Source organism: Streptomyces sp. NPDC052052 (genome assembly GCF_040680455.1).
In the GTDB taxonomy this organism is placed as follows: Bacteria; Actinomycetota; Actinomycetes; order Streptomycetales; family Streptomycetaceae; genus Streptomyces.
This window is the reverse complement of sequence record NZ_JBFAWU010000021.1, coordinates 119,150-135,997: the sequence shown is the minus strand read 5'-3', so window position 1 is coordinate 135,997 and position 16,848 is coordinate 119,150. Positions and strand designations below refer to the sequence as shown.

16 protein-coding genes are annotated in these 16,848 nt (G+C 70.5%); 11 read left to right on the top strand and 5 right to left on the bottom strand.

The window, feature by feature from the left end:
* Positions 1-65: 65 nt before the first annotated feature.
* Together AB0L71_RS24445 and AB0L71_RS24440 are read right to left on the bottom strand one after the other, a co-directional pair.
* Positions 66-2,468, bottom strand: coding sequence for a Tex family protein (locus AB0L71_RS24445; RefSeq protein ID WP_365246730.1), 2,403 nt, complete (start codon positions 2,466-2,468; stop codon positions 66-68).
* Between the two features lie 126 nt (positions 2,469-2,594).
* Positions 2,595-3,458, bottom strand: coding sequence for a hypothetical protein (locus AB0L71_RS24440; protein ID WP_365246750.1), 864 nt, complete (start codon positions 3,456-3,458; stop codon positions 2,595-2,597).
* Between the two features lie 146 nt (positions 3,459-3,604).
* Here AB0L71_RS24440 and AB0L71_RS24435 point away from each other — a divergent pair, with 146 nt between their 5' ends.
* Together AB0L71_RS24435 and AB0L71_RS24430 are read left to right on the top strand one after the other, a co-directional pair.
* The gene (locus AB0L71_RS24435; protein WP_365246728.1) at positions 3,605-4,567 is read left to right on the top strand and encodes a GlxA family transcriptional regulator; all 963 of its coding nucleotides are present in this window, start codon (positions 3,605-3,607) and stop codon (positions 4,565-4,567) included.
* A gap of 52 nt (positions 4,568-4,619) precedes the next feature.
* Positions 4,620-5,255 carry a DJ-1/PfpI family protein gene (locus tag AB0L71_RS24430; protein WP_365246726.1) on the top strand — a complete coding sequence of 212 codons (636 nt, stop codon included), beginning with the start codon at positions 4,620-4,622 and terminating at the stop codon, positions 5,253-5,255.
* An 11-nt stretch (positions 5,256-5,266) separates the two neighbouring features.
* Here the strand turns inward: AB0L71_RS24430 and AB0L71_RS24425 are convergent, their stop codons facing one another.
* Positions 5,267-6,025 carry an enoyl-CoA hydratase-related protein gene (locus AB0L71_RS24425; RefSeq protein ID WP_365246724.1) on the bottom strand — a complete coding sequence of 253 codons (759 nt, stop codon included), beginning with the start codon at positions 6,023-6,025 and terminating at the stop codon, positions 5,267-5,269.
* An 82-nt stretch (positions 6,026-6,107) separates the two neighbouring features.
* Between AB0L71_RS24425 and AB0L71_RS24420 the strand changes: the two genes are divergently transcribed.
* Both AB0L71_RS24420 and AB0L71_RS24415 read left to right on the top strand, forming a co-directional pair.
* Positions 6,108-6,737, top strand: a complete 630-nt coding sequence (locus AB0L71_RS24420; protein WP_365246722.1) for a DUF308 domain-containing protein — start codon at positions 6,108-6,110, stop codon at positions 6,735-6,737.
* A 134-nt stretch (positions 6,738-6,871) separates the two neighbouring features.
* Complete coding sequence (locus tag AB0L71_RS24415; protein WP_365246720.1) at positions 6,872-7,327, top strand: ATP-binding protein; 456 nt, start codon at positions 6,872-6,874, stop codon at positions 7,325-7,327.
* A gap of 39 nt (positions 7,328-7,366) precedes the next feature.
* Here AB0L71_RS24415 and idi read toward each other — a convergent pair whose 3' ends face one another.
* Positions 7,367-7,960 (bottom strand): isopentenyl-diphosphate Delta-isomerase, encoded by a 594-nt coding sequence (gene idi / locus AB0L71_RS24410; RefSeq protein ID WP_365246718.1) that lies wholly within the window; start codon positions 7,958-7,960, stop codon positions 7,367-7,369.
* Positions 7,961-8,128: 168 nt separating this feature from the next.
* Positions 8,129-9,070: a cation diffusion facilitator family transporter gene (locus AB0L71_RS24405; RefSeq protein WP_365246716.1), complete on the bottom strand. Its 942-nt coding sequence runs from the start codon at positions 9,068-9,070 to the stop codon at positions 8,129-8,131.
* Positions 9,071-9,619: 549 nt separating this feature from the next.
* Between AB0L71_RS24405 and AB0L71_RS24400 the strand changes: the two genes are divergently transcribed.
* From AB0L71_RS24400 to AB0L71_RS24370, 7 genes are all read left to right on the top strand, one after another.
* Entirely contained in the window at positions 9,620-11,404 is a 1,785-nt protein-coding gene (locus AB0L71_RS24400) for a DUF5941 domain-containing protein (RefSeq protein WP_365246714.1), read from the top strand.
* On the top strand, positions 11,401-12,138 hold the full coding sequence (locus AB0L71_RS24395) for a phosphocholine cytidylyltransferase family protein (protein ID WP_365246712.1): 738 nt from the start codon (positions 11,401-11,403) through the stop codon (positions 12,136-12,138). The genes AB0L71_RS24400 and AB0L71_RS24395 overlap by 4 nt, the downstream gene beginning before the upstream one ends.
* The gene (locus tag AB0L71_RS24390) at positions 12,126-13,187 is read left to right on the top strand and encodes an iron-containing alcohol dehydrogenase family protein (RefSeq protein WP_365246710.1); all 1,062 of its coding nucleotides are present in this window, start codon (positions 12,126-12,128) and stop codon (positions 13,185-13,187) included. The genes AB0L71_RS24395 and AB0L71_RS24390 overlap by 13 nt, the downstream gene beginning before the upstream one ends.
* Positions 13,165-13,944 carry a CDP-alcohol phosphatidyltransferase family protein gene (locus tag AB0L71_RS24385; protein WP_365246708.1) on the top strand — a complete coding sequence of 260 codons (780 nt, stop codon included), beginning with the start codon at positions 13,165-13,167 and terminating at the stop codon, positions 13,942-13,944. The genes AB0L71_RS24390 and AB0L71_RS24385 overlap by 23 nt, the downstream gene beginning before the upstream one ends.
* On the top strand, positions 13,941-14,825 hold the full coding sequence (locus AB0L71_RS24380) for a glycosyltransferase (RefSeq protein ID WP_365246706.1): 885 nt from the start codon (positions 13,941-13,943) through the stop codon (positions 14,823-14,825). The genes AB0L71_RS24385 and AB0L71_RS24380 overlap by 4 nt, the downstream gene beginning before the upstream one ends.
* 108 nt (positions 14,826-14,933) lie before the next feature.
* The gene (locus AB0L71_RS24375) at positions 14,934-15,863 is read left to right on the top strand and encodes an ABC transporter permease (RefSeq protein WP_365246704.1); all 930 of its coding nucleotides are present in this window, start codon (positions 14,934-14,936) and stop codon (positions 15,861-15,863) included.
* Positions 15,856-16,641 (top strand): ABC transporter ATP-binding protein, encoded by a 786-nt coding sequence (locus tag AB0L71_RS24370; RefSeq protein WP_365246702.1) that lies wholly within the window; start codon positions 15,856-15,858, stop codon positions 16,639-16,641. Before AB0L71_RS24375 ends, AB0L71_RS24370 begins: the two co-directional genes overlap by 8 nt.
* The last annotated feature ends 207 nt before the right edge of the window (positions 16,642-16,848 follow it).

Below are 16,848 nucleotides of genomic sequence, written 5' to 3'. Positions count from 1 at the left end.
CGCGCGTGCGATGGTGCGAGGCATTGGTCCCCCTTGGCGCGGTCCGCGCCTCCCCGCCCCCGACCTCAGCCCCGTGTGCTGCCGTGCTTCGGGTCCGCCAGCCCGGCCCGCCGCAGGGCGTCCGCCATGGCGCTGTTCATCGGCGCCGGCGCGGGCCGGGCCGAACCGCCGCTACCGCGCCGGTCACGGTCCTGACCCCCCTGCCCCTGCCGCTGCCGGGGCGGGCGGCCACCCTGACCGCCCCGCTCACCCCGGTCCCGGCGGGGGCCGCCGCCCTGGGACGCGCCACCGGCCGACGCGTCGTCGTCCAGCCGCAGCGTCAACGAGATCCGCTTCCGCGGGATGTCGACATCCATGACCTTGACCTTCACGATGTCGCCGGGCTTCACGACATCGCGCGGGTCCTTCACGAACGTGCGCGACATCGCCGACACATGCACCAGGCCGTCCTGGTGCACACCGATGTCCACGAAGGCGCCGAAGGCCGCGACATTGGTGACGACGCCCTCCAGCACCATCCCGGACGCCAGATCGCCGATCTTCTCGACGCCCTCCTTGAAGGTGGCCGTCTTGAACGCGGGACGCGGGTCGCGCCCCGGCTTCTCCAGCTCCTTCAGGATGTCGGTGACGGTCGGCAGACCGAACTTCTCGTCCACGAAGTCGTCGGCCCGCAGCGACCGCAGCACGCCCGTGTTGCCGATCAGCGAGGCGACGTCGGAGCCGGTCCGCTTCACCATCGCCCGGACCACCGGGTAGGCCTCCGGGTGCACGCTCGACGCGTCCAGTGGATCGTCGCCCCGGATGCGCAGGAAGCCCGCGCACTGCTCGTACGCCTTCGGGCCCAGCCGTGCCACGTCCTTGAGCGCCTTGCGGGACCGGAACGGCCCGTTGGCATCACGGTGCGCGACGATGTTCTCGGCCAGTCCCGTCCCGATCCCGGAGACCCGTGACAGCAGGGGCGCCGAGGCGGTGTTGACGTCGACACCGACACCGTTCACACAGTCCTCGACAACCGCGTCCAGCGAGCGCGACAGCTTCACCTCGGACAGGTCGTGCTGGTACTGACCGACCCCGATCGACTTCGGGTCGATCTTCACCAGTTCGGCGAGCGGATCCTGCAGCCGTCGGGCGATCGAGACGGCGCCACGCAACGACACGTCCATGTCGGGGAGTTCCTGCGAGGCGAACGCCGAGGCGGAGTACACCGACGCGCCCGCCTCCGACACCATCACCTTGGTGAGCTTCAACTCGGGGTGCTTGGCCACGAGTTCACCGGCGAGCTTGTCGGTCTCGCGGGACGCCGTTCCGTTGCCGATCGCGATCAGCGCGACGTCGTGCGCCTTCGCCAGCTGCTCCAGCCGGGCCAGCGACTGGTCCCACTTGTTCGCCGGGACATGCGGGTGGATGACGTCCGTCGCGACGACCTTGCCGGTCGCGTCGACGATGGCGACCTTCACCCCGGTCCGGAAGCCGGGGTCGAGCCCGAGCGTGGCCCGCGTCCCGGCCGGCGCCGCCAGCAGCAGATCGCGCAGGTTCGACGCGAAGACACGGACCGCCTCGTCCTCCGCCGCCGTGCGCAGCCGCAGCCGCAGATCGATCCCGAGGTGCACCAGGATCCGGGTGCGCCAGGCCCAGCGCACCGTGTCGCCGAGCCACTTGTCGCCGGGCCGGCCACGGTCACCGATCCCGAAGCGCCGGGCGACCATGTTCTCGTACGACGACGGGCCGGGCGTCTCGGACGGCTCCTCCGGCTCCAGGACGAGGTCGAGCACCTCTTCCTTCTCGCCCCGCAGCATCGCGAGCACCCGGTGCGAGGGCAGCGCGGTGAACGGCTCGGCGAAGTCGAAGTAGTCGGCGAACTTCGCTCCCGCCTCCTCCTTGCCGTCCCGGACCTTGGCGGCCAGCCGCCCGCGCGACCACATGCGCTCACGCAGCTCACCGATCAGGTCGGCGTCCTCCGAGAAGCGCTCGGTGAGGATGGCGCGCGCCCCCTCCAGGGCCGCCGCGGCGTCCGCGACGCCCTTGTCGGCGTCCACGAAGGCGGCGGCAGCGGCGGGCGGCTCCACCGACGGGTCGCCGAGCAGGCCATCGGCGAGCGGTTCGAGCCCCGCCTCACGGGCGATCTGCGCCTTCGTGCGCCGCTTGGGCTTGAAGGGCAGGTAGATGTCCTCCAGGCGCGCCTTGGTGTCGGCGGCCCGGATCTGCGCCTCCAGCGCCTCGTCCAGCTTGCCCTGCTCGCGCACCGAGTCGAGGATCGCCGCACGACGGTCCTCCAGCTCCCGCAGATAGCGCAGCCGCTCCTCCAGCGTGCGCAGCTGCGCGTCGTCGAGCATCTCGGTCGCTTCCTTGCGGTAGCGCGCGATGAACGGCACGGTCGACCCGCTGTCGAGCAGCTCGACGGCCGCCTTCACCTGCCGCTCGCGTACGCCGAGCTCCTCGGCGATCCTGCCTTCGATGGACGTCGTCACGGTTCTACCGACTCGCCTTCTCGTACTGGCTGTACTTACCGGGGCGTGGCCCCTTCGTCTGCATTGTGCCGGGTGGCCGGGGGCCATGTCGCCCGGCCACCCCGGTTGCCTTCCCGGGCGGTGTGCTCAGCCCTTGCCGATCAGATCGGGCGGGAACGCGCCGGCCGCCGCCGCGGTGGCCAGGAACCCGCGGCCCAGCTCGGTCAGCCGGGCCACGCCCTCCTCGCCCAGGTGCTCGTACGGTGCCGCGTCCATCCGGTCCGTGGCCTCCTCCAGGTCCGCTCGCAGCGCGACCCCGGCCTCCGTCAACTCGCCCTCGCCGTCCAGGAGTCCACGCCTGCGCAGCCGCTCGGCAGCCGCTTCCCAGTCGCCGCGGTTCCAGCCGCGCGTGACGAAGATCCAGTGCGGGGACATTCCCCTGCCGGTCGCCGTGTGGCTGACCACGGCCTCCACCGGATCGAGCCCGGCTTGGAGGAGCGTCGCGATATGGCCGTCGCCGCGGTGTTCGCGCAGCAGCGCCGCGGCGTGCCAGTACGCCAGGTGCGGCTGCTCCGGCACCGGGAGATCGGCGTGCGCCGCATAGAGCGGCCGGGCGTGTCGGGTGCACGCCTCGGCGGCGCGCAGCGCCAGCTCGGCCGCCTCGGCCATGTCGGGGGAGGCGAGGGCCTCCGCGCCCAGCAGACGACGGAGCGTGGAGTCGGCGGCGCGCAGCCGCGCGTCCAGGACCTCCTGCGGAGAGGCGAAGGACCATACGGCGGGCAGGTGTTGTGCGACGAGGTCGTGGCTGAAGTTGTAGAACGTCGCGGTGACCGTGCCGGGGCCGACGGCGCCCAGCGCGGCGGCGCGCGCGGCGAAGTAGGCGGCGTTCCCGTCGTCGATGCCCAGCTTCGCGAGTTCGCTGATGAGGTCGGGGGAGAAGTAGACCGTCGAGTGCAGCGGATTGACGGCGTTGTGGCAGCGGCGTCCGGCGCGTGGCGGCAGAGTGCTCATACCAGTGCTCATACCGGCACGCTACTGACTGGTTGGTACGTTCCGTAACCCCGGAGTCATGCCCGATCCGCAGGAGACCGGCATGGCAGAAAAGGTGGGCTTTTCGTCATTGCGGCCCTTGCCGCCGGACGCCCAGGATGGCAGGCATGACGCAGCGATCCGTACTCGTCGTTCTCTTCGACGGCGTCCAGAGTCTCGATGTGACCGGCCCGGTGGAGGTCTTCGCCGGGGCGTCCCACTTCCCCGGGGCCGCGTACGACCTGCGCACCGCCACGCTCGACGGCACCCCGGTCCGCACGAGCAGCGGCCTGACCCTGGTCCCGGACAGCAGCCTGGCCGACGCGGGGACGCCGCACACCCTCCTCGTCCCCGGCGGCCAGGGCACCCGCAGCCCCGACCCGGCCCTCGTCGCATGGCTGCGGGATCACGCCCCGCACGCCGAACGGCTTGTCTCCGTCTGCACCGGCGCGCTGCTGCTGGCCGAGGCCGGACTGCTGGACGGGCACCGGGTGACCACGCACTGGATGATCTGTGACCACCTCGCCCGCACCTACCCGGCCGTCGAGGTCGATCCCGACCCGATCTTCGTACGCGACGGCAGCCTCGCCACCTCTGCCGGAGTCACCGCCGGTATCGACCTCGCCCTGGCGCTCGTCGAGGAGGACCACGGCCGGGACATCGCGCTCACCATCGCCCGTCACCTCGTGGTCTTCCTGCGCAGACCCGGCAACCAGGCCCAGTTCAGCGCCCAGCTCACGGCCCAGACCGCCCGCCGCGAACCGCTCCGCGAGGTCCAGCACTGGATCACCGAGCACCCCGGCGGCGACCTCTCCGTCGACGCGCTCGCCGCCCGTGCCCGGCTCTCGCCCCGGCACTTCGCCCGCGCCTTCCAGGCCGAGACGGGCCTCACACCGGGCCGTTACGTCGAGCGGGTGCGCCTCGAACACGCCCGCCGGCTGCTGGAGGACACCACCGACGGCATCACCGGCATCTCGCGCGCCTGCGGCTACGGCACCCCGGAGGCCATGCGCCGCGCGTTCGTCAAGACCCTCGGCGCGGCACCCGCCGAATACCGCCGACGCTTCCGGACCCAGCCCGCCGCCGACTGATCGACGGTGTCTGCCGGACCCGGCGGGCCACCGACCGACGACAAGGAATGCCATGCAGATCGCCATCGTCCTCTTCGACCGGTTCACCTCGCTCGACGCGGTGGGCCCCTACGAGATGCTCGCCCGCACCCCCGGCGCCGAGACCGTGTTCGTCGCCGAACGCACCGGACCCGTGCGCAACGACAAAGGGAGCCTCGCCCTGATCGCCGACAGGACCTTCGCCGACGTACCCGCGCCGGATGTGGTGGTCGTCCCCGGCGGCCCCGGGCAGAGCGACCAGATGGAGAACGAGGCGCTGCTCGGCTGGCTCCGTACGGCCGACGCCACCAGCACCTGGACCACCTCCGTCTGCACCGGCTCGCTACTGCTCGCGGCGGCCGGACTGCTGACGGGCCGGCGCGCCACCTCGCACTGGCTCGCGCTGGACGTCCTGAAGGGCTACGGCGCCGAGGCGACCGGCGAACGTGTCGTCGTGGACGGCAAGTACGTCACGGCGGCAGGGGTCTCCTCCGGCATCGACATGGGGCTCACCCTGCTCGGCCGGATCGCGGGCGACGAGCACGCCATGGCCGTACAGCTGCTGACCGAGTACGACCCGCAGCCGCCGTACGACGCGGGCTCACCGGCGAAGGCCCCCGCGGCACTCGTCGAGGAGTTCCGCGCCAAGAGCCGCTTCATCCTCCAGTAGCTGCGGGCCCGTCACGCCCCCGTCGTCCAGGTGAAGCGCGGCGCGCGCCGCTCCAGGAACGCGGCGACGCCCTCCGCGGTGTCGCCGCTGCTCCGCGCCTGCTCCGCCCAGTACGCGTCCCGGTCCTCCCGCCCCGTGGCGAACTCCTTTGCCGCCGCCTGGGTCAGCTGCGAGCGCGCTGCCAGGGTCCGCGCGTAGGAGTCCACCCGCTTGTCCAGCTCACCGGCCGGCAGCACCTCGTCCACCAGACCGGTCCGCAGCGCCCGTGCGGTGTCGATCAGCTCGCCGGAGAACAGCAGATGCTTCGTGGTCGCCGGCCCGACCAGCGCCACCAGCCGCCGGGTCGACGACGCGGCGTACACGATCCCGAGCTTGGCCGGGGTCACACCGAACGACGCGCCCTCCTCGGCGAACCGCAGATCGCAGGCGGCCGCGAGCTGGCTGCCGCCGCCCACGCAGTAGCCGCGGACCGCCGCCAGCGTCGGCCTGGGGAACGCGGCGAGCGCCTCCTCGGCCGCGACGGCGAGCGCCTGCGGATCGCCCGCCGGGTCCCGGAGCGAGGCGATGTCCGCGCCGGCGCAGAAGGTGTCCCCGTCACCCGTCAGCACCAGCATCCGGACCGCGGGATCGGCGGACAGGCGCTCCAGCAGACCGGGCAGGGCGCCCCACATCGCGGCCGTCATCGCGTTGCGTTTGGCGGGGTTGCTGATGACGACGGTGGCGACGCCGTCCGCGACGGTGTGCTCCAGCCGGGGTTCCCTGCGGTCCATGCGCGGGATGCTATCCCTACGGTCCGAACCTATGATCAAGAAGGGGTGGCAGAGCAGGCACTCACACCGCAAGGAGCCTCCCGTGGCCGATCCCGATCCCGCAGCAGAGGGCAGGAAGCTGAGCCGCAGTTTCGGCCGGCTCGCCGTGCTCGGCGTCCTTCTCGTCGTGGCCGGTCTGGTCGGCCTGGTCTACACCGGCGTCGCGACCCTCACCTCCATGCTCCTCTTCGGCTGGCTTCTCCTGATCGGCGGCCTCGTCGGCCTGCTCCACGCCATCGAGTCCCGCGGCACCAACTTCTTCTGGCTGGGTGTGGTGGTGGCGGCACTGAACATCGCAGCCGGGGTCGTCGTCATCCATCACCCGCACGGCACAGCCGAGGCGCTCACCATGTTCGCCGCGCTGCTCTTCCTGACCGGTGGGCTGTTCCGGCTGGTCGGCAGCGTCGTGGTGCGCGGCCCGCAGTTCGGCTGGACGCTGCTGCAAGGGGCCTTCGGTCTGCTGCTGGGGCTGCTGGTGCTCTTCGACTGGCCGCACAGCAGCCTCTACGTGCTGGGCCTCTTCTTCTCGCTGGCGCTGCTCTTCGACGGACTCGGACTGATCGCGATCGGGATCGGCGGTCGCCGGATCGTCTCCCTGGTCTCGGACCAGCAGGCGGCCGGAGAGCTGGTGGACACCCCCCTCGGAGAGCGAGAGAGCCGGTCCGAGAGCTGACGCTTTCGCTCTTGTTCGGTCAAAATCTGTCGATAGAAGTCGACTTTTGCTCAGCGGTACCGTCCGGACCAACGGTGCCCCGCACTCTGTACTCGAGGTGCTGTCACCATCGAGTCGAGAGCGGGTACCGCACTATGGAGAGCCGCGGGAGTGTCCCCGCCCGGCCGGTGTCGTACGAGGGAGTCTGGCGGTTCACCGCCCCCGCGGTGGACGTCTCCGTACCGCAGGCCAGGCACGCCGTACGTGACCTGCTGAACCGCCAGGGCGTGCCGGTGGACGACGACATCGCCGACGGCCTGCTGCTCATCGTCTCCGAGCTGGTCACCAACGTGGTGAAGCACGCCGCTCTGCTCTCGCCGGAGTTCGCCGTCGAGGTGGCCGTGGGCAAGGGATGGGTCAGGGTGTCCGTCGAGGACAACCACCCCTACCGTCCGACGGCGCTGGTGACGGATCATGGCCAGACCGGCGGACGCGGTCTGCTGCTGATCCGGGAGATCACCCGGGAAGCGGGTGGCGCCTGCGATGTGGAACACACCGCAGGCGGCGGAAAGATCATCTGGGCGGCGCTGCCGCTGGATCCGCGGCGTTGACCGCCGGTATCCGCTGCGGCACCCGGCGCCGCGCGTCGGCTACCAGCCGGCGGACGGTCCGGTCAGCTCCCTGATCGCCGGTCGTGCGGCATCGAGCACCGTCATGAACCAGGCCGAGAACGGCGCACGGGCGTGACGCTCGGCCAGCTCCTCGGCCGTCACGAACGCGGTCTCGCCGACTTCCTCCGGGTCGGGGTGCAGCTGGTCCTGCGCCATCCCCACGAAGAGGTGGTTGAACTCCTGCTCCACCAGCCCCGAGGCCGGGTCGGGGTGGTTGTAGCGTACCGTTCCCGCTTCCGCCAGCAGGGAGGGGGAGACCCCCAGCTCCTCGTAGGTGCGTCGGGCAGCGGCAGCGAAGGGCGCCTCACCCGGATAGGGGTGGCCGCAGCAGGTGTTCGACCAGACACCCGGGGAGTGGTACTTGCCGAGCGCGCGCCGCTGCAGCAGCAGCCTGCCCTGTTCGTCGAAAAGGAACACCGAGAAGGCCCGGTGCAGTTGACCGGGCGGTTGATGGGCCGCCAGCTTCTCCGCCGTCCCGATGGTGGCGCCGTTCTCATCGACCAGTTCGAGCATGATCGCTTCTGCTGTGCCGTTCGACGAGCTGTTCGCCGCGGTGGCTGGTGTGGTCGGCATACTCATCCTTCGCTATGGTCCCGGCCCCGAGCGCCGGTCCCGTCGAGTCCGCTCAAGTCTGCCGCACAAAAGCCGCTTGTCCGTACTTCGGGATCCTGGCATGTCCGGCCCCTGCGGCACCCCGGGGCGCGGCAGGGGGTCGGACGGCGCCTCGGCGGGAACGGCGGTTCAGTGACAGAACCCGGCCTCGTGCTCGGCGTGACCGCTCGGCTCCAGCTGGAACGTGCAGTGCTCCACGTCGAAGTGGACGCCCAGGCATCCCTGGAGTTCGTGGAGCAGCTTCTCGTGACCGGTCGAGTCGAGCACGTCCTGGCGCACCACCACATGGGCCGAGAGCACCGGCATCCCCGACGTGATCGTCCAGGCGTGGAGGTCGTGGACGCCCAGCACCCCGGGAAGGGCGGTGATGTGGGCTCGTACCTCCCCCATGTCGACGCCCTTGGGTGCCGCTTCCAGGAGCACGTCGAGGGTCTCCCTGAGCAGCTTCACCGTACGGGGAACGATCATCAGGCCGATCACCAGCGAGGCGATCGGGTCGGCGGCCTGCCAGCCCGTGGCCAGGATGACGCCCGCCGAGATCAGTACGGCGACCGAGCCGAAGGTGTCCGCGAGCACCTCCAGATAGGCGCCGCGCACATTGAGGCTGTCCTTCTGCCCGCGGAGCAGCAGCGACAGGGAGACCACGTTGGCCACCAGGCCGATCAGGGCGAAGACGATCGTCAGCCCGCCCCTGGTCTCCGCCGGGGTGATGAAGCGCTGGACCGCCTCGAAGAGCAGGAAGCCGCCCACACCGAGCAGCAGCAGACAATTGGCCAGGGCGGCGAGGATCTCGGCGCGCGCGAAGCCGAAGGTGCGGTTGAGCCCGGCCGGACGATTGGCGAAGCGGATGGCGAGCAGAGCCATGCCCAGACCCACGCCGTCGGTCGCCACGTGGGCCGCGTCCGCGATCAGTGCGAGTGAGCCGGAGAGCAGTCCACCGACGACCTCCATGACCATCACGGTGAGCGTGATGCACAGGGCGATCCGCAGACGCCCCCGGTGTGCGGCGGCGGCCGTGCCGGTGGGCGGCGGCCCGCCGTGTGTGTGCCCGTGGTCGTGCCCTGCCCCCATGAGGACGCCTCCCGGTCGTCTCGGCGGACTCGGACGCGATCTGTCCGAGCGTTGCCAGTGAACTACGGGTGGGGGGTATCCGGCAACACGGCACTGAACACCGTTGTCATATGCTGTGACCTGCGGAAATGGGTGCAGGTCAGGCGTGTGGCGCACCCGCCCGGGGGTGGGTGGAACGTGCCTTCGGGTGGTGGCGACGCCCACCCCTCCCGGCCGGTCCGCTTCTCTCGGGCACCCGGCCCACCTGCGGCGGCGGCTCCCCGGGGCACATGTCCGGTCACGGTCCGTGGCGATACGGCAGCGGTTTTGTCAGTCGAGGCGGGGATCGACGATGATGATCGAGGACGGTGCCGCAGGGTGCCGGTCCACCTCGAACGGAGCACGAACGGGCAGTGAACTCCCGCTTCCGTTCATCCGATAGCCTCTGCCGACGTGCCGCCGGCCCGCTCGCGGGCCGCACAGTCGCGCGCCGACCCTGTCAGCACCAAGGAGTGAGTTCGTCTGTCGACCGCCATCCTCACCGGTGCGCCGGTACCCGGATCGTCGCTCGTGGACGACCTGCGGTCACTCGGCTTCGACGTACAGATCGCCGCCGACGTGACCGAGGCCGCACGGCTGATCTCGGCCGTCCCCGCCGACCGCCGCGTCGCGCTCGTCGATCCCCGTTTCGTCGGCCACGTGCATGCCCTCCGGCTCGGACTGACCGACCCGCGGTTCGCCGCGGCCACCGTGCCCGGCGCGCTCACCGCGCAACCCGAGGCACGCCCCGCCCTCCTGCACGCCCTGAGTACCGCCACCGCAGCTGTCGGCGCGGGAGTTCCGATGGGTCCGGGCGCGGCCACCGCGACGGTCACCGACCGCACCGTGCCCGGCCGTCTCGCCGACGCCATGGACGCCGAGGGCACCGCCGTCCAGCGCCCCGAGCTCGGCTCGCTGACCGCGGCCGTCCCGGTCGACGACCCTGCGCGCACCGCCGCACAGAGCGCCGTCGCCGCCGTCGACGACGAGGCGGTGCGACTGCGCAGCGCGGTGAAGGCCCACGACGGCTTCTTCACCACGTTCTTCATCAGCCCGTACTCCCGCTACATCGCCCGCTGGTGCGCCCGCCGCGGTCTCACCCCGAACCAGGTCACCACCGCGTCCCTGCTCACCGCGCTGATCGCGGCGGGCAGCGCGGCGACCGGCACCCGCGGCGGCTACATCGTCGCCGGGCTGCTGCTGCTCTTCTCCTTCGTCCTGGACTGCACCGACGGGCAGCTCGCCCGTTACTCGCTCCAGTACTCGACGATGGGGGCCTGGCTGGACGCCACCTTCGACCGGGCCAAGGAGTACGCGTACTACGCGGGCCTCGCGCTCGGTGCCGCCCGCGGCGGTGACGACGTATGGGCCCTGGCCCTGGGCGCGATGGTGCTCCAGGCCTGCCGCCATGTGATCGACTTCTCGTTCAACGAGGCGAACCACGACGCGGTGGCCAATTCGAGCCCCACGGCAGCTCTCTCCGACCGGCTCGACCGAGTCGGCTGGACGGTCTGGCTGCGCCGGATGATAGTGCTGCCGATCGGCGAACGCTGGGCGATGATCGCGGTGCTGACCGCGGTGACCACGCCCCGCATCGTCTTCTACGCCCTGCTCATCGGCTGCGCCTTCGCGGCCTGCTACACCACCGCGGGCCGGCTGCTGCGCTCGCTGACCCGCAAGGCGCAGCGCACCGACCGCGCCGCCCGGGCACTCGCCGACCTGGCCGACTCCGGTCCCCTCGCCCGCCTCGTGGCGGCCTGGGGCCCCCGGATCCCGGGCGCCTGGAGTGCACCGGTGGTCGCGTTCGTCGGCGCGGGGGCACTGATCGCCGCCGCTCTCCAGCAGCCCTTCGGCAGCATGCAGATGGTCTTCGCCGCGGTGTTCTACGCCATCTGCTCGGGCGTGGCCGTCGCCCGCCCGCTCAAGGGCGCGCTCGACTGGCTCGTCCCGCCCATATTCAGGGCGGCGGAGTACTGCACCATCCTCGTTCTCGCCGCCCGCAGTGATGTCCCCGGAGCCCTTCCCGCGGCTTTCGGTCTGGTCTCGGCCGTCGCCTACCATCACTACGACACGGTGTACCGCATTCGCGGTGGCACCGGCGCGCCGCCCCAGTGGCTGGTGCGGACGATCGGTGGGCACGAGGGCCGGACCCTGGTGGTGGCCGTACTCGCCGCCGTACTCACCCAGCATTCAGCGTTCACCGTGGCGCTCACCGTTCTCGCGGTGGCCGTCGCACTCGTGGTGCTCGTGGAGTCCATCCGCTTCTGGGTGTCCTCCGGAGCGCCCGCCGTACATGACGAAGGAGAACCCGCATGATCGGCCTCGTACTGGCAGCCGGTGCAGGACGGCGTCTGCGCCCCTACACCGACACGCTCCCGAAGGCCCTCGTGCCTGTCGACGGCGACAAGACGGTCCTGGACCTCACCCTGGCCAACTTCGCGGAGATCGGCCTCACCGAGGTCGCCGTCGTCGTCGGCTACCGCAAGGAGGCCGTGTACGAGCGCAAGGCCGAGTTCGAGGCGAAGTACGGCGTCACCCTCACCCTGATCGACAACGACAAGGCCGAGGAATGGAACAACGCCTACTCCCTGTGGTGCGCGCGTGACGTTCTGGCCCGTGGCGTCATCCTGGCCAACGGCGACACCGTCCACCCCGTCTCCGTGGAGAAGACCCTGCTCGCGGCCCGGGGCAACGGCCAGAGGATCATCCTCGCCCTCGACACGGTGAAGCACCTCGCCGACGAGGAGATGAAGGTCATCACCGAGGGCGACAAGGGTGTGCGGCGCATCACCAAGCTGATGGACCCGGCCACCGCGACCGGTGAGTACATCGGCGTCACCCTCATCGAGCCGGAAGCCGCCGCGGAGCTGGCCGACGCCCTGAAGGCGACGTTCGAACGCGACCCCGACCTCTACTACGAGGACGGATACCAGGAGCTCGTGAACCGCGGCTTCACCATCGACGTGGCCCCCATCGGCGAAGTGAGGTGGGTGGAGATCGACAACCACGACGACCTCGCGAAGGGCCGTGAGATCGCGTGCCAGTACTGACCCGACTGATCCCGTCCCCGGTCGTCGTCGACATCCGCCGCGGCGCCCTGAACGATCTCGCCGGCCTCCTCGCCGACCAGCGGATCTCCGCCTCCGGCAAGCTCGCCGTCGCGGTCAGTGACGGTTCCGGACGTGTCCTGCGCGAGCGGCTGGCCTCCGCGCTGCCCGGCGCCGACTGGTACGCCGTCTCCGACGGCACCCTCGACTCGGCCGTCCGGCTCGCCGACGAGATCAAGGGCAACCGGTACGACGCCGTGGTCGGCCTCGGCGGCGGCAAGATCATCGACGTGGCGAAGTACGCCGCGGCGCGCGTCGGCCTCCCCCTGGTCGCGGTCGCGACGAACCTCGCCCACGACGGCCTCTGCTCGCCCGTCGCGACCCTGGACAACGACAACGGCCGGGGTTCCTACGGGGTCCCCACCCCGATCGGCGTCGTCATCGACCTCGACATCGTCCGTGAGGCCCCCGCCCGGTTCGTGCGCTCGGGCATCGGCGACGCGGTCTCCAACATCTCCTGCGTGGCCGACTGGGAACTCGCCCACCAGGTCAACGGCGAGGAGATCGACGGGCTGGCCGCGGCCATGGCCCGGCAGGCCGGTGAAGCCGTGCTGCGCCACCCCGGCGGGATCGGCGACGACGGCTTCCTCAAGGTGCTGGCCGAGGGCCTCGTGCTGACGGGCATCTCCATGTCGGTCGCCGGGGACTCCCGGCCCGCCTCCGGCGCCTGCCACGAGATCAACCACGCCTTCGACCTGCTGTACCCCAAGCGTGCGGCGAGCCACGGCGAGCAGGTCGGCCTCGGCGCCTGCTTCGCCATGCATCTGCGCGGCGCACGCGAGGACGCGCTGCTCATGGCCGCCACCCTGCGGCGCCACGGTCTGCCCGTCCTGCCCGAAGACATCGGCTTCACCGCCGAGGAGTTCGTCAGGGCCGTCGACTACGCCCCGCAGACCCGTCCGGGACGCTTCACGATCCTGGAACACCTCAACCTGTCCACCGACCAGATCAGGGACGCGTACGCCGACTATGCACAAGCCATCCATAGCTGAACTCCGCCCGGTGGTTCACCCCTCCGGCGTGAAGGACCGGCGCAGCGGCGAGCACTGGGCGGGTCGGCTCTACATGCGCGAGATCTCGCTGCGTGTGGACCGGCACCTGGTGAACACCAAGGTCACGCCCAACCAGCTGACCTACCTGATGACGGTCGCGGGCGTGCTTGCCGCGCCGGCGCTGCTCGTGCCGGGCATTCCCGGTGCGGTGCTCGGCGTTCTCATGGTCCAGCTCTACCTCCTGCTCGACTGCGTCGACGGTGAAGTGGCCCGCTGGAAGCAGCAGTTCTCCCTGGGCGGGGTCTACCTGGACCGGGTGGGTGCCTATCTGTGCGACGCCGCCGTACTGGTCGGCTTCGGCCTGCGCGCCGCCGACCTGTGGGGCACCGGACGGATCGACTGGCTCTGGGCCTTCCTCGGCACGCTCGCCGCCCTCGGCGCGATCCTGATCAAGGCCGAGACCGACCTGGTCGGGGTCGCACGTCACCAGGGCGGGCTGCCGCCGGTCAAGGAGGCCGCGTCGGAGCTGCGCTCGTCCGGCATGGCGTTCGCCCGCCGAGCCGCCGGCGCGCTCAAGTTCCACCGGCTGATCCTCGGCATCGAGGCGTCCTTCGTCATCCTGGTGGCGGCCGTCCTCGACGCGATCAGGGACGATCTGTTCTTCAGCCGTCTCATGGTCGCGGTCCTGGCCGGCATCGCGTTGCTGCAGACTCTCCTGCACCTCGTGTCGATCCTGGCATCGAGCAGGCTGAAATGAGCACTCCCATGAAGCTCGGCGCTGTCATCATCACGATGGGCAACCGCCCCGAGGAGCTGCGCGCCCTTCTCGATTCGGTCGCCAAGCAGGAGGGGGACCGGATCGAGGTGGTGGTCGTCGGCAACGGCGCCCCCGTACCGGAGGTCCCGCCGGGCGTCCGCACCGTCGAGCTGCCCGAGAACCTCGGCATCCCGGGCGGCCGCAATGTCGGGATCGAGGCCTTCGGCCCGTCCGGCGGCGATGTGGACGCCCTGCTCTTCCTCGACGACGACGGACTGCTGCCGCTCACCGACACCGCCGAGCTGTGCCGGCAGGCCTTCGAGGCCGACCCCCGGCTGGGCATCATCAGCTTCCGGATCGCCGACCCGGACACCGGCGTCACCCAGCGCCGCCATGTGCCGCGGCTGCGCGCCTCCGACCCGATGCGCTCCTCCCGCGTGACGACCTTCCTCGGCGGCGCCAACGCCGTACGCACCAAGGTCATCGCCGAGGTCGGGCCACTGCCCGGCGAGTTCTTCTACGCGCACGAGGAGACCGACCTCGCCTGGCGGGCCCTGGATGCCGGCTGGATGATCGACTACCGCGCGGACATGGTCCTCAATCACCCGACGACCGCTCCGTCGCGGCACGCGGTGTACCACCGGATGGTGGCCCGCAACCGGGTCTGGCTGGCCCGGCGCAACCTGCCCGCGCCGCTGGTGCCCGTCTACCTCGGCGTGTGGATGGCGCTGACCCTGCTGCGCAAGCCGTCCGGCCCGGCGCTGAAGGCATGGTTCGGCGGCTTCCGCGAAGGCTGGACCACGCCGTGCGGACCCCGCCGTCCGATGAAGTGGCGCACGGTCTGGCGACTGACCAGACTCGGCCGACCTCCCGTGATCTGAGAAGCTCTTCTCTGAGAGCATGGGACGCACGTTTTTCTCTTCGGGACCTGCCCGCTCCGAGCCGCGCCCGCGACTGGCTGCGCATCTTGAAAACGAGAGTTTCATCTGGTGAGTGACACAACCCATGACGGTGCGGTCGCACTGAGCACCGCACCATCCGCCGACGACGGCCTCAGCTCGGCCGAGCTCGCGGCCAAGTACGGCCTGACGGTGAGCGGCGCCCGGCCCGGGCTCTTCGAATACGTACGACAGCTCTGGGGCCGCCGCCACTTCATCATGGCGTTCTCCAGGGCGAAGCTGACCGCCCAGTACAGTCAGGCGAAGCTCGGCCAGCTGTGGCAGGTGGCCACGCCGCTGCTCAACGCCCTGGTCTACTACATGATCTTCGGCCTGATCCTGGGCACCAGGAAGGGAATGGACCAGGAGGTCTTCATCCCGTTCCTGGTGACCGGTGTCTTCGTCTTCACCTTCACCCAGAGCTCGGTGATGGCGGGGGTGCGGGCCATCTCCGGCAACCTGGGGCTCGTCCGGGCGCTGCACTTCCCGCGTGCCTCGCTGCCGATCTCGTTCTCGCTGCAGCAGCTCCAGCAGTTGCTGTACTCCATGATCGTGCTCGCGGCCGTGGCCGTCGCCTTCGGCAGCTATCCGAGCCTCTCCTGGCTGCTGATCGTCCCGGCACTGGTGATGCAGTTCCTCTTCAACACCGGTCTGGCGCTGATCATGGCCAGGCTCGGCAGCAAGACCCCCGACCTGGCCCAGCTGATGCCGTTCATCATGCGGACCTGGATGTACGCCTCGGGCGTCATGTTCTCCATCCCGGTGATGCTGAAGGACAAGCCGGCCTGGATCGCCGACGTCCTCCAGTACAACCCGGCGGCCATCTACATGGACCTGATCCGCTTCGCACTGATCGACGGCTACGGCTCGGAGAACCTGCCCGCGCACGTCTGGCTCGTGGCGCTCGCCTGGGCGGTCCTCGTCGGTGCCGTGGGCTTCGTGTACTTCTGGAAGGCAGAGGAACGGTACGGCCGTGGCTGACGACAAGACCCAGGGGCGCGTCCCCACCGTCATCGCCGATGATGTGCACATCGTGTACCGGGTCAACGGCGCCGGCGGAGGCAAGGGCAGCGCCACCGCGGCGCTGAGCCGCATACTGCGCCGCGGCAAGGGTGAGCCGCGTGGTGTTCGCAAGGTGCACGCCGTCCGCGGCGTCTCCTTCACCGCCTACCGCGGCGAGGCCATCGGCCTCATCGGGACCAACGGCTCCGGCAAGTCGACCCTGCTGCGGGCCATCGCCGGTCTGCTGCCGACCGAGAGCGGCAAGGTGTACACCGACGGCCAACCGTCGCTGCTCGGGGTGAACGCGGCGCTGATGAGCGATCTGACCGGCGAACGCAACGTGGTGCTCGGCGGCCTCGCCATGGGCATGTCGCGCGAGGAGATCCACGAGCGCTACCAGGGGATCGTCGACTTCTCGGGCATCAACGAGAAGGGCGACTTCATCACCCTGCCGATGCGGACGTACTCCTCCGGCATGGCGGCCCGGCTGCGCTTCTCCATCGCCGCGGCGAAGAACCACGACGTCCTCATGATCGACGAGGCGCTGGCGACCGGTGACCGCAAGTTCCAGATCCGATCCGAGAAGCGCATCAGGGAGCTCCGCAAGGAAGCCGGCACCGTCTTCCTGGTCAGCCACAGCAACAAGTCCATCAGGGACACCTGCGACCGGGTGCTCTGGCTGGAAAAGGGCGAACTGCTGATGGACGGTCCCACGGACGAGGTCCTCAAGGCGTACGAGCGCGAGACCGGGAAATAGCGCTTCCCGGTCCCACGACCCCGAGACGGCCCCCGCCGGAACCCTCCGGCGGGGGCCGTCGGTGCGTCCGGGTCACGTACGCGCCGCGGCCTCTGCACGCTCGGCGGTACGCCCCGGAGCGGATCTCCTCCCGGCGGATGACGCCAATTCCCTTGCGTGCGGGGAAGGTTGGCGAGGCGGGTTGCGTTGTCGTCTTCCGGGTAACAC